This is a genomic window from Pseudomonas sp. LRF_L74 (genome assembly GCF_965644255.1).
GTDB lineage: Bacteria > Pseudomonadota > Gammaproteobacteria > Pseudomonadales > Pseudomonadaceae > Aquipseudomonas.
Window position 1 is genome coordinate 41,677 of sequence record NZ_CBFFRH010000009.1, and the last position, 12,063, is coordinate 53,739.

General features: G+C 62.3%; 12 protein-coding genes. 8 read left to right on the forward strand and 4 right to left on the reverse strand.

All coding sequences use genetic code 11. The features are described from left to right. The first annotated feature begins 122 nt into the window (after nt 1-122). On the forward strand, nt 123-1,127 hold the full coding sequence (locus ACSZPK_RS21055) for a DUF481 domain-containing protein (protein WP_437883504.1): 1,005 nt from the start codon (nt 123-125) through the stop codon (nt 1,125-1,127). A 62-nt stretch (nt 1,128-1,189) separates the two neighbouring features. Here ACSZPK_RS21055 and ACSZPK_RS21060 read toward each other — a convergent pair whose 3' ends face one another. Continuing rightward, entirely contained in the window at nt 1,190-1,948 is a 759-nt protein-coding gene (locus tag ACSZPK_RS21060; RefSeq protein WP_437883505.1) for an SDR family oxidoreductase, read from the reverse strand. A 62-nt stretch (nt 1,949-2,010) separates the two neighbouring features. On the opposite strand from ACSZPK_RS21060, the gene ACSZPK_RS21065 reads away from it, so the two are divergent. The 4 genes from ACSZPK_RS21065 (at nt 2,011) to groL (ending at nt 5,497) form a co-directional block, all read left to right on the forward strand. Next, entirely contained in the window at nt 2,011-2,766 is a 756-nt protein-coding gene (locus ACSZPK_RS21065; protein WP_437883506.1) for a HugZ family protein, read from the forward strand. Between the two features lie 90 nt (nt 2,767-2,856). Further along, nucleotides 2,857-3,312 carry an FxsA family protein gene (locus ACSZPK_RS21070; RefSeq protein ID WP_437883707.1) on the forward strand — a complete coding sequence of 152 codons (456 nt, stop codon included), beginning with the start codon at nt 2,857-2,859 and terminating at the stop codon, nt 3,310-3,312. Nucleotides 3,313-3,515: 203 nt separating this feature from the next. After that, nucleotides 3,516-3,809, forward strand: a complete 294-nt coding sequence (locus tag ACSZPK_RS21075) for a co-chaperone GroES (RefSeq protein ID WP_437883507.1) — start codon at nt 3,516-3,518, stop codon at nt 3,807-3,809. A 47-nt stretch (nt 3,810-3,856) separates the two neighbouring features. Beyond that, nucleotides 3,857-5,497: a chaperonin GroEL gene (gene groL, locus ACSZPK_RS21080; protein ID WP_437883508.1), complete on the forward strand. Its 1,641-nt coding sequence runs from the start codon at nt 3,857-3,859 to the stop codon at nt 5,495-5,497. A gap of 318 nt (nt 5,498-5,815) precedes the next feature. Here the strand turns inward: groL and ACSZPK_RS21085 are convergent, their stop codons facing one another. Together ACSZPK_RS21085 and ACSZPK_RS21090 are read right to left on the reverse strand one after the other, a co-directional pair. After that, nucleotides 5,816-6,544, reverse strand: coding sequence for a phosphatase PAP2 family protein (locus tag ACSZPK_RS21085; RefSeq protein WP_437883509.1), 729 nt, complete (start codon nt 6,542-6,544; stop codon nt 5,816-5,818). Between the two features lie 10 nt (nt 6,545-6,554). After that, a complete protein-coding gene (locus ACSZPK_RS21090) occupies nt 6,555-8,495 on the reverse strand; it encodes an LTA synthase family protein (RefSeq protein WP_437883510.1) in 1,941 nt (646 codons plus the stop codon). A 147-nt stretch (nt 8,496-8,642) separates the two neighbouring features. Here ACSZPK_RS21090 and ACSZPK_RS21095 point away from each other — a divergent pair, with 147 nt between their 5' ends. From ACSZPK_RS21095 to ACSZPK_RS21105, 3 genes are all read left to right on the forward strand, one after another. Continuing rightward, nucleotides 8,643-9,326 (forward strand): response regulator transcription factor, encoded by a 684-nt coding sequence (locus ACSZPK_RS21095; protein WP_437883511.1) that lies wholly within the window; start codon nt 8,643-8,645, stop codon nt 9,324-9,326. Further along, nucleotides 9,316-10,626: a sensor histidine kinase gene (locus tag ACSZPK_RS21100; RefSeq protein WP_437883512.1), complete on the forward strand. Its 1,311-nt coding sequence runs from the start codon at nt 9,316-9,318 to the stop codon at nt 10,624-10,626. The genes ACSZPK_RS21095 and ACSZPK_RS21100 overlap by 11 nt, the downstream gene beginning before the upstream one ends. A 69-nt stretch (nt 10,627-10,695) precedes the next feature. Continuing rightward, nucleotides 10,696-10,908, forward strand: a complete 213-nt coding sequence (locus tag ACSZPK_RS21105) for a hypothetical protein (protein WP_437883513.1) — start codon at nt 10,696-10,698, stop codon at nt 10,906-10,908. An 81-nt stretch (nt 10,909-10,989) separates the two neighbouring features. Here the strand turns inward: ACSZPK_RS21105 and ACSZPK_RS21110 are convergent, their stop codons facing one another. Continuing rightward, nucleotides 10,990-12,063 carry a DUF1513 domain-containing protein gene (locus ACSZPK_RS21110; RefSeq protein WP_437883514.1) on the reverse strand — a complete coding sequence of 358 codons (1,074 nt, stop codon included), beginning with the start codon at nt 12,061-12,063 and terminating at the stop codon, nt 10,990-10,992.

Sequence of the window (12,063 nt, forward strand, 5' to 3'; positions counted from 1 at the left end):
CTGCGGCGCGATCAGACAATCGGGGAACTTGCCGATTGTCGCCCTGTCAGTTCTTGCTCAGCCGCCGGGCATAAGGATAATGCACGGTTTCCTGTGAACTCGAGTCTGCTGCGATCCCGCCTATGTTTTCCAGAACCCTGTTGTGTCTCCTCGTGGCTTCGGCCTCCAGTGCTGCTCTTGCCGATACTGTCTGGCTGAAGAACGGCGACCGCCTAACCGGCACCATCAAACTGTTCGACGGCGGCAAATTGCTGCTGGAAACCGACTACGGCGGCTCGATTCCGCTGGACTGGAGCAAGATCGCCACCCTGGAAAGCTCCCAGGAGTTGCTGGTCAAGCAAAGCGATACCGCAGGCGAGCGAGCCAAGACGATTCAGCGTTCGGATGACGGCAAGGTGATCCTGGCCAACGGCGAGGCGCCGAAGACCGTTGAGATGGCCAGCATCCAGCAGATCATCAAGCCCAAGCCGTTCGTCGAAGATTTCGTGTGGAAGGGCAACGTCGACCTGGCGCTCGACTACAAGCGTGCCGAGAGCGATACCGACGACTACGACATCGACCTCAAGACCCAGGCGCGCCACGGGCGCTGGCGGCATAACGCGGCTGCCGAGTACAACCGCGAGTTCCAGGACGACGTGCGCACCACGGACAACTGGAAGGCCGAATACGCCCTCGACCGCTTCTTCACCGACAAGTTTTTCTGGCAGGGGCGCCTGGAATACAAGAACGACAAGGTCGAAGAGCTACGCCGCCAGCGCACCATCGGTACCGGTCCCGGTTATCAGTTCTGGGATGACGAACTGGGGGCCTTCTCCCTGGCGGCCCTGGCCAACCGTTCCGACTACGAGTACGACACAGGGCGCAAGGACAGCTTCTACGAAGCCAGCTTGAAGTGGGATTACAACCGCTACCTGATCGGCAAGACGGTCGAACTGTTCTCCACCGGTGAGGTGGGCCGGCCGTTGAGCGGTGATGCCGACTACTCACTGGATGCCGATATCGGCCTGCGCTACAAGGTCACCGACTGGGCTTCGCTGAACATGAAGGCCGAGCGCGACGTCGTCAGCGGTGCGGAAGGCAGTCTCGATTCGACGCGCTATACGCTCGGTTTTGGGGTGGGTTGGTAACGCCAACGATGAGTTTCAAGCTACAAGCCGAGAGCTGATCACCTCTGGCTTGTAGCTCGTGTCTACATCCTCAACCCGCCATCGACCTCCAGCACCCGTCCGGTGAAGTAATCGTTCTCCAGGATAAACGCCACCGAGTGGGCGATTTCCGACGGTTTACCCATGCGTTGCAAGGGGATGGTCGAAGCCACGCGCTCCAGCAGTTCGGGTTTCACGCTGGCGGTCATCTCCGTTTCGATGAAACCCGGTGCGACGGCTGCCACACGGATGCCGTAGCGTGCCAGTTCCCTGGCCCAGACCACCGTATCGGCAGCCACCCCGGCTTTCGCGGCGGAGTAGTTGGCCTGGCCCATGTTGCCGGCGCGGGAGATGGAGGAAATGTTGACGATGGCGCCTTCGTTCTTCAGCTCGATCATCTTGGCGGCTACCTCGCGGGTGCAGAGGAACACGCCGGTCAGGTTGACGTCGATCACCGCCTGCCATTGCGCCAGGCTCATCTTGCTCAATTCGCCGTCCTTGACCTTGATGGTCAGGCCGTCGCGCAGGATGCCGGCGTTGTTGATCAGGCCATTGATCGCGCCGAAGTCTTCGGCGATCCGATCGATCGTTTGCTGAACCTGTTCCTCGTTGGCCACGTTGCATGTGTAGGCACGTGCCTGGGCACCCAAGGCACGGCAGGCGGCGACGGCTTCGTCGAGCTTGTCCTGGTTGAGGTCGACCAGCGCCAGGTGGGTGCCCCTTGCCGCGAGGTATTCGCCCATGGCGCGGCCGAGACCCTGGCAACCACCGGTGATGATGATGACCTTGTCCTTCAATTCCATGATTGATCTCCTCTCGAATCGGATGAATACGGCAGGTGAGCCCGCTATGCTGGCTGGCCACGATGATTGATCGTGACGAAATAAGCTTAAGGAGTCACAACGTGAGCGAAAAGGTCGTGAAGCATGCCCGAGAATTATTGCTCAAGGAATACCGGGGCGTACTGTCCACCCACTCAAAAGCGATGCCCGGCTTCCCTTTCGGCTCAGTGGTACCTTACTGCCTGGATGCCGAAGGCAGGCCGCTGATCCTGATCAGCCGTATCGCCCAGCACACGCAGAACCTGCACAAGGATGCCAAATGCTCGTTGCTGGTCGGTGAACGTGAGGCCGAAGACGTGCAGGCCGTCGGGCGTCTGACTCTGCTCGCCGAGGCGCGTCCGCTGCGTGACGAGGAAGTGGCGGCCGCGGCGACCCGTTATTACCGTTACTTTCCGGACTCGGCCGACTACCACAAGGCCCATGACTTCGACTTCTGGTGCCTGGAACCGGTGCGCTGGCGCTATATCGGTGGGTTCGGTGCCATTCACTGGCTGGATGGCGTCAACCTGGCCAACCCGTTCGCAGCGTCCGTCAGTGGCGGGGATGGTGAGCACAGCATGGTCGAACACATGAACGCAGACCATGCCGCCGCGATTGCCCATTATGTCGAACAGGCCGGCTTGCCCACGCATGAGGCGGCGCGAATGGTTGGGATCGACAGCGAAGGCTTCCACCTGCGCATCGGCCGGGGGCTGTACTGGTTGCCATTTCCAACATCCTGTAACACTGCCTTGGACGTGCGCCAGGCCCTGGTGGCACTGGCTCGCGCCAGTCATTGAGGGGGCTGGCGAGCTGACGAGGCTTGAATTAAATGGCGCTCGCCAACATCTACATGACTGACCGGAAGCAGTTCTTCCGAGGGAATCATGATGCGTGCTTTTCTGTTCCTGTTATTGCTGTTCCCGCTCATCGAGCTGGCTGTATTGATCAAGGTCGGCAGCGTGATTGGCGTCTTGCCGACCCTGCTGCTGATCATCGGCAGCGCGATCCTTGGCGGTTTCCTGCTGCGTGTAGCGGGCTTCAACACCGCCTGGCGTGCCCGCGAGCGCCTGGCTCGTGGTGAAATGCCCGAGCAGGAAATGCTCGAAGGGCTGCTGATCGCGGTCGGTGGCGGCCTGCTGATCCTGCCCGGCTTGATCAGCGACCTGTTTGGCCTGGTCTGCCTGATTCCATTCACCCGGCGCCTGTTGATTGCTGGCCTGCGTCGTCGTGCGCAAGAGCAGGCGGCGCGGCAACGAGCCTTCATGGGGGACGCCGCCAACGATGTGCCGCCTGGGCATGCCCGTCCGAACGTCATCGAAGGCGAGTACGAGCGCCGTGAGTGATGGGTTCACTCGCAAAAAAATTCCGTGGCGCCCTTGAAATACCCTGATACGCCCCTATCTAGCGTTCACCGCAAGGTTTCTGCCCGAGGGCAGAGCAGTCTTCCGCGGTGTGCCCCTGGCGCATCGCGACCGGCCCCGCCGGATTCGTCAAACCCGCCGGTGCAGTCACCGGCCCGTAAAACAACTATCAGGAGAGATCGACAATGAAGCTTCGTCCTCTGCATGACCGCGTCGTCATCCGTCGCAGCGAAGAAGAAACCAAGACCGCTGGCGGCATCGTGCTGCCGGGTTCCGCTGCCGAGAAGCCGAACCGTGGCGAGATCGTCGCCGTTGGCACCGGTCGCGTGCTGGACAACGGTGAAGTCCGTGCCCTGGCCGTCAAGGTCGGTGACAAAGTGGTGTTCGGTCCTTACTCCGGCAGCAACACCGTCAAGGTCGATGGCGAAGACCTGCTGGTGATGGGCGAGAACGAAATCCTCGCCGTCATCGAAGCCTGATTCCCGCGAATCTCCGTTAATCGTCAAGAATTTGAGGAAACAAGAACATGGCTGCTAAAGACGTAAAATTCGGCGACGCCGCTCGCAAGAAACTGCTCGTTGGTGTCAACGTTCTGGCTGACGCCGTCAAAGCGACCCTCGGCCCGAAAGGCCGCAACGTAGTCCTGGAGCGCAGCTTCGGCGCGCCGCTGATCACCAAGGACGGCGTTTCCGTCGCCAAGGAAATCGAGCTCAAGGACAAGATCGAGAACATCGGCGCCCAACTGGTGAAAGACGTGGCCTCCAAGGCCAACGACGCTGCCGGTGATGGCACCACCACCGCCACCGTCCTGGCCCAGGCCATCGTTACCGAAGGCCTGAAGTCGGTCGCTGCCGGTCTGAACCCGATGGACCTCAAGCGCGGCATCGACAAGGCCACCGCGGCCGTCGTCGCCGAACTGAAGCGTCTGTCCGTACCGTGCACCGACAGCAAGGCGATTGCCCAGGTTGGCACCATCTCCGCCAACTCCGACGACTCCATCGGCAACATCATTGCCGAAGCCATGGAAAAAGTCGGTAAAGAAGGCGTGATCACCGTCGAAGAAGGCTCGGGCCTGGAAAACGAACTGTCCGTCGTAGAAGGCATGCAGTTCGACCGTGGCTACCTGTCGCCGTACTTCATCAACAAGCCGGACACCATGGTTGCCGAGCTGGAAGGCCCGCTGCTGCTGCTGGTCGACAAGAAGATCTCCAACATCCGCGAGCTGCTGCCAGTCCTGGAAGCCGTCGCCAAGGCCGGCCGTCCGCTGCTGATCGTGGCCGAAGACGTCGAGGGCGAAGCCCTGGCCACTCTGGTCGTGAACAACATGCGTGGCATCGTCAAGGTCGCTGCCGTCAAGGCACCGGGCTTCGGTGATCGTCGCAAGGCCATGCTGCAGGACATCGCCATCCTGACCGGCGGTACCGTCATCTCCGAAGAAGTCGGCCTGAGCCTGGAAAGCGCGTCCCTGGAGCACCTGGGTCAAGCCAAGCGTGTGGTCCTGAACAAGGAAAACACCACCATCATCGACGGCGCTGGCCAGCAAGTGGACATCGAGGCGCGCGTGGCGCAGATCCGCAAGCAGGTCGAAGACACCTCTTCCGACTACGACAAAGAGAAGCTGCAAGAGCGTCTGGCCAAGCTGGCTGGCGGTGTTGCCGTGATCAAGGTTGGCGCTGCCACCGAAGTCGAGATGAAAGAGAAGAAAGCCCGCGTTGAAGACGCCCTGCATGCTACCCGCGCTGCTGTCGAAGAAGGCGTGGTACCTGGCGGTGGTGTTGCCCTGGTTCGTGCTCAGTCCGCTCTGGACGGCCTGAAAGGCATCAACCAGGAGCAGGACGCCGGTATCAACATCCTGCGTCGTGCCATCGAAGCGCCGCTGCGTCAGATCGTCGCCAACGCCGGCGACGAAGCGTCCGTGGTTCTGGACAAGGTCAAGCAAGGTTCCGGTAACTACGGTTACAACGCCGCCACCGGCGAATACGGCGACCTGATCGAGTTCGGCATCATCGACCCGGCCAAGGTTACCCGTAGCGCGCTGCAAGCCGCTGCTTCCATCGCTGGCCTGCTGATCACCACCGAGGCGATCGTTGCCGACCTGCCGGAAGACAAAGCCGCTCCGGCCATGCCGGACATGGGCGGCATGGGTGGCATGGGCGGCATGATGTAAGCCGACCCGGGCCCCTGAGCTGTAAGAAGAAGCCCCGCCTAGTGCGGGGCTTTTTCGTGGGCGTTCAGTTCTTGCCGCTGGCGAAGGGCTTTTTCGAGGGCGTATTGGGTCCTGCCGCTGGAGCCCTGATATAGAGTGGATCGGGGATCAGAAAGTGGACGCGGATTGGTTCAGCCGCCAGCACCAGAACGATCAGAGCCAATGGGAAACCGTAAATCAATCGGCGTGTGAGTGACATGAGGCAGGCCTTGCAGATGAGATGCGTTCATTCTTATCCCAGGCCTGTCAGCAGTCAGTGAATGCAAGGTGAAAAAAACGTCAACGCGGGCTCTTCTCCAAGCCTTCTGCCCGGGCCGATTGCTGCTGTCGGGCAGGCCGGTACAGCAGCAGATCGTAGAGTCCCAGGCAGACCAGCCAGCAGATCAACGCGGTCCACACGTTGTGCGAAAGAAAGTGCGCGCCTTGGGCCATGCGCACGACGGAGAACAGCGAGCCCAGGGCCAGCGCGGCGACCAGTGCTCCCTTGGCGCGGCCGCTGTGATTGTCACGCCAGAAAAAGAACAGGGCGATGAGGGCGAAGCCCGATGACGCATGTCCGCCAGGCCAGCAGTTGCCGATGGTCTTTACCGGTTCGGCACGCGGGCCGAGCAGTGGCGAGAAGTGCTCGACGCCGCCGTACTGCTCCAGGCTCCACGGGCATTGCATGCGGGTGATTTTTTTCAGCGGCACGACGAACCCTGTGCTCAGGGTCATGGCCAGTACCAGGTAGCCCAGGCGTTTACGCAGCGGGCGCAGCCGAGTGGGCAGCAGGCTGAGCAGATAGCCGCCCAGCGCGATCAGGCCGATGAGCATGGTCATCTGCTTGGCGCGGTCGTGCAGGATATCTTCGAGAAAATCGTTGCGACGACCGATGAAGCCCTGGCCGCGCACGTAGAACAGATCGGCCAGCGCGAAGTCCAGGTGCGTCGGTTCGATGATCAGCAGCAAGGCAGCCAGTGCCAGGGGAATGCCATAGAGAAGGCGGCGGTCGAGTGTCGGGCTGGGCATGTTCGTCTCCTCAGCGCTGGCTCAGGTGTGCAGGCACTGCGGCTGGCGCGTGCCAGGCCAGCAAATGCTGTTTGAAATCGTGGCTGGCGGCCTGGTAGTAGGCGATGTCCCGGACCAGCAGCGGATCGTCGCTGTCGCTCTGCGATTCGCGGCTATTGCCGAGCGCATCGTCATGGCGGCGCATGTGCTGGCGAGGGCTGAGGATTGCCAGGTTGTGCCCATCGAACAGGCCCAGGTGCTGGTAGTTACCGATCAGCACGCGTGGTGGTGGCGTGTCATCGAGCAGCAGGTCGCGGCCGAAGAAGGTCGATTGGTAGTCCATGTGCAGCAGGCCCAGCAGGGTTGGGGCGATGTCGATCTGGCTGGCCAGCCTGTCGTTTTCCTGGGCCTGGATCAGTTTGGGGGCGTAGATGAACAGCGGGATGTGGTAGTTGGCGACTGGCAGGTCTTGCATGCCGGCGCTGCCTGCGCAGTGGTCGGCGACGAAGAGGGTGTCGTCGAACCAGGGTTTGTTGCGCGCTTGGGCGAGGAACTGGCCGATGGCCCAGTCGGTATATTTAACCGCGCCATCGCGGCCCTCGCCGGATTTGATGTCGATGCGGCCGTCCGGGTAGGTATAGGGGCGGTGGTTCGAGGTGGTCATCAGTTGCAGCAGGAAGGGCTTGCCGGCGGCGTGATCCGCGTCGGCGAGCCTGAGGGCCTGGGCGTAGAGGTCTTCGTCAGCCATGCCCCAGGCGTTCTTGAAGTGGATGTCGGCCTCGTCGACGCTGCTCTGGTCCACCACGCGATAGCCATTGCCGCTGAAGAAGGCATTCATGTTGTCGAAGTAACCGCGTCCGCCGTAGACGAACACGCTGTCGTAGCCATACACGTCGAGTTGCTGGCCGAGGCTGGCATAACCGCTTTCGCGACCTATGCGCTTGACGATGGAACGGCCAGGCGTCGGCGGCACGGACAGGGTGATGGCTTCCAGGCCGCGGTCGGTGCGAGTGCCGGTGGCATAGAAGTTGTTGAAGAACAGGCTCTGCTTGCGCAGCTCATCGAGGTTGGGCGTCAGGCCGCGCGGGTCACCGAAGCTGCCGAGGTACTTGGCCGACAGACTCTCGATGGTGACCAGCACGATATTGGGGGTACGTGGCGTGCCGTCGTTATCGACCTGTCGACGGATGTCCAGTGGATCGTTGCCGATGAAGCGGGCATTGGGTTCGGCGATTTCCTGGCGCAGTTGCTTGGCGACAGTAGCGACCGGCAGGGTGCTGTAGAACTGTTTGTAGTCCAGCTCGTTGTTACGGAAGGCGGCGAAGAACTGGTATGGGCCGTTGCTGGCCAGTTCATGCTGGTAGGCATTGTCGCCGAGGTCGCGCGGGCTGTCCTGATCGAGCAGGAGCAGGCTGGCGATAACGCCCAGGGTCAGCGACATGGCCATGCCGAGGCGCGCCTTGCGCTCGGCGGGCGGCGCGTCGAGGGTCAGCTCCAATGGCTTGCGCAAGAGATAGGTCGCGCCCAGGGCAATGACGGCCAGCCCTGAGAGCAGTGTGGCGAGTGGGTAGGATTCGCGCAGGTTGTTCAGTACTTCGTCGGAATAGACCAGATAGTCGACGGCGATGAAGTTGAAGCGCACGCCGAACTCATCCCAGAACAGCCACTCGGCTGTGGCGGTGAAGAGCATGGCGAACAGGCTGAGCACGAACAATCCTCGTAGCAGCATTCGATGAGTGCGGGTCCGCCAGAGTCGTTCGGGACAGATCGCCAGGTACAGCCCCAGCGGCGCCGCCGCATAGGCCAGGAAGCCCAGGTCATAAAGCAGGCCGATGGCGTAGATGGCCAATGGGTTGCCTGCGTCGTGCCAATGGCTGGCCAGCAGCACACTACGGGTCAGGACGAAGATCGCCAGCCAGGTGGTCAGCAACAGCAGCAGGTAGCGCATCGGGGCGGAGCGAGGCAATGGCATGGTGGAAGTCCGTGCGGTGGAGAAGTGCGCGGAGTTTCTGCCGGCTGCTGTCGCCGAGCGGTGAATCACGAGTGAAAAAAGCGTCAAAGCAAACGCTGTTCCACGCAGGACGGGTTATCGTTATCGCCTTCTTGTGAGGAACACCCCATGCGCATTCTCATTGTCGAGGACAACCGCGACATCCTGGCCAACATGGCCGACTACCTCGGCATCAAGGGCTACACCGTCGACTGCGCCCAGGACGGCTTGTCCGGCCTGCACCTGGCCGCCACTGAACACTACGACCTGCTGGTACTGGACATCATGCTGCCCGGTATCGACGGCTACACCCTGTGCCAGCGCCTGCGCGAAGATGCCCGGCGCGACACCCCGGTGATCATGCTCACCGCCCGCGACCAGTTGGATGATCGCTTGCAAGGCTTCCGCTCGGGGGCCGACGATTATCTGGTCAAGCCCTTCGCCCTGTCCGAACTGGCCGCGCGTATCGAGGCGGTGCTGCGGCGCAGCCTTGGCGGTGGACGGCGCATGCTCAAGGTCGGCGAGCTGGAGTACGACCTGGATACCCTGGAGGTCAGTCGTGGCGATCGCCCGCTGAAGCTCAACCCGGTCGGCCTCAAGCTGCTGGCGCTGCTGATGCAGAAAAGCCCGCACGTGGTGCGCCGGGAGATGCTCGAAGAAGCATTGTGGGGCGATGATTGCCCGGACAGCGACAGTCTGCGCAGCCATGTCCACCAGTTGCGCCAAGTGATCGACAAGCCATTCACCACCCCGTTGCTGCATACCGTCCATGGCGTCGGCTATCGCCTGGCGGAGCAGCGCGATGGAGTTTAAGCAGAGCCTTTCCCGGCGTATCGTCATCGCCTTCGTACTGATGACGGTGTTGGTGGGCGGGACCTTCGCCGTTGGTATCGTCGAGACTACCCACCTGGTCGAGGAGCGCCTGATCTCCACCGGGCTGGGCGGTGATCTGGGCCGCCTGTTGCGCATGGGCACGCGAGAGGACTGGCGGCATCATCCGGTGCCTGGCCAATTGTTCTACTTCAGCGGCGGGCCAGGAGATTTCGCTTATCCGAGCGACCTGGAGCATTTGCCCCGTGGGTTTCATGAGGTGTTTCGCGGCGAGCATTCGTACCACGCTTTCGTCGAGATCGTCGACGGGCGCCGTTATGCGCTGTTGCAGGATCAGACCGAGTTCGAAGACCGCGAGCAGTTGCTGTTCGCCGTGGTACTGACGGGCTTCCTGATCAGTGTCGCCCTGTCAGGGCTGCTGGGCTGGCTGCTGGCGCGCAAGGTGATCGAGCCGGTCGGCCGCCTGGCCCGCCAGGTACGGCATCGTGACCAGCTACTGATCGAGCAGGCGCCGGCAATGGCACCGGATTATGCCCAGGACGAGGTCGGGGAACTGGCGGCGGCCTTCGACAGCACGCTGAGCGAGCTGCGCCTGGCCCTGATGCGTGAGCGCCTGTTCACCAGCGACGTCAGTCATGAGCTGCGCACGCCGTTGATGGTGTTGGCCAGCTCATGCGAGCTGTTGCAGGTCATTCCTAACTTGGACGAGCGGGCCCGTGGCCAGGTCGAACGCATCCACCGGGCAACCGAAGAGATGCGCGCCCTGGTGCAGATATTCCTGCTTCTCGCCAGGGCGCGCCAGAACGAGCCGGGCATGGCGCCGCTGGGCGATGTGGCGAGTATCGCCAACGATGTCGTGGAGCATTGGCGCCAGGCCATCGTCGCCAAGGGCCTGCAGTTCAATTACCAGCCGGAGCTTGCTGGCGGTCGTCGTCACAACGCGCCGCTGCTGAGTTCAGTGATGAACAACCTGCTACGCAACGCGCTGCATTACACCGAGTCGGGGCATATCACCCTGCGCCTGCTGGAAGATGCGTTCGTCGTCGAAGACAGTGGCGTGGGGATCCCCGAAGCCGAGCGTGAGGCAGTGTTCCAGCCGTTCGTGCGTGGCGGCGCGGCGCGTGGAGAAGGCCTGGGGCTTGGCCTCTCTCTGGTCGACAGGATCTGCAAGAGCCAGGGCTGGCTGGTGACCCTGGATGATGCGCAGCCGCGAGGTTGTCGCTTCGAGGTGCGCATGGAACTGCGCGAAGAGCAGGCCGCGGATGCGATCCTCAGTGAATGATGCTGGCGACAGAGCGGGTCTTCGCGCACGTCTTGTCTATTTTCATTCTCCGCGCTGGATAACTCACTGATGACGAAGCTGATAATCGCTCGGTGCCTGTTTCTTGCCTGTGCCCTTGGCGTGACCACCCTGGCAGCGGTCGCCTGGCATGTGCCGAGCCCGCAGATTCTCGATACGCAGTATTGTGCGCAGCCTCAGCTACTTCGCGGTAAGTCGCTGACGCTAGTACGGCCGGACTCCGACTTGCTGCTGTTCCTGGTTGGAATGCAGAGCAGGCGTTGATGGAGGGCGGGAAGGAAAGCGCAACCTAAGCTCTGCCGCCAGCCACAGGAGCGGCTGGTGACAGAACGATAAGGCTCTATCTCAGGTGAGATGAAGATGGTTGTCCCAGAGTCCTGCCGGTAGTTCCAGGGGCTGGGCCGCGATTTCCTGCGAGCGGCAGTCATACAGGCGGCAGCGGCCCTGGCCGGAGGTGACGACGAAACCGTCCTTCACCGCGCCTACGCCGGCGCAATCGGCCAGCGGGGCATCGAGCCGCAGCTCGGTAGTATCCAGGTTCCAGATGAAGAACCGGTTGCCACGCGGTGCCGTCAGCGCCACCAGGCGCAGGTCGTCATGCACCGCGACGCTGGCGGTGTAGTGCGTCATCGCCAGGCTCTGCCGGTCGGCCACCGGGAATGCTTGGAACGCGTCGCCTGGACGCTTGATTGCCAGCAACTCCGAACGGTCGGCCGAGTCACCCATGTATTGCTGGGCGGCGAGAATGGTGCCATCGCGGGCCACGGCCAGGTGACGCACGCTGTTCATCTGCTGGGCCAGGGTTTCCTTGGAGATCAGGCTTCCGTCGCGACGCATCAGCACCAGGCTCGGCTCCATGGCGTGGAGGTTCATTTCCACGCGACTTTCCGCCTCGGTACGGATGCCGCCGTTGGCCACCACGAAGGTTTCGCCGTCCGGCATCCAGGCCACTTCGTGGGGGCCAAGGCCGTGGGTCGACAATTCGCCGCTATGGACCAGTTGGCGATTCTCGTAGCGGTAGACGCTGAGCAGGCCACGGCCAGGATCGCTGGTGTCATTGTCAGTGGTGTAGAGCCATTCGCCGCTTTTGTGGAACACCCCGTGCCCATAGAAGTGGCGGTTGGGCAGCGAACGAATGGTCTGCAGCAGGGCGCCGTCGCGCAGGTCGATCAAGTAGCTTTCGGTACCGGGACGACGGGCGACGAACAGCGCCACGTCTTCCACGGGGTGCTCGATGATCGCGTGGCAGCGCAGGGCGACGCGGGTGGCGAACACCTGGCTGCCGTCGAGTCGGTAGGCGACGGCGTAGTGGCCGCCATCATGGTCATCGCGGGCCGACAGCAGCAAGGGGACGGAGCCCTTGCGGCTGAAGGTCCAGCCGCCGAGGGAGGCCACACCGCGCAGCAGTTGGCGAAGCAT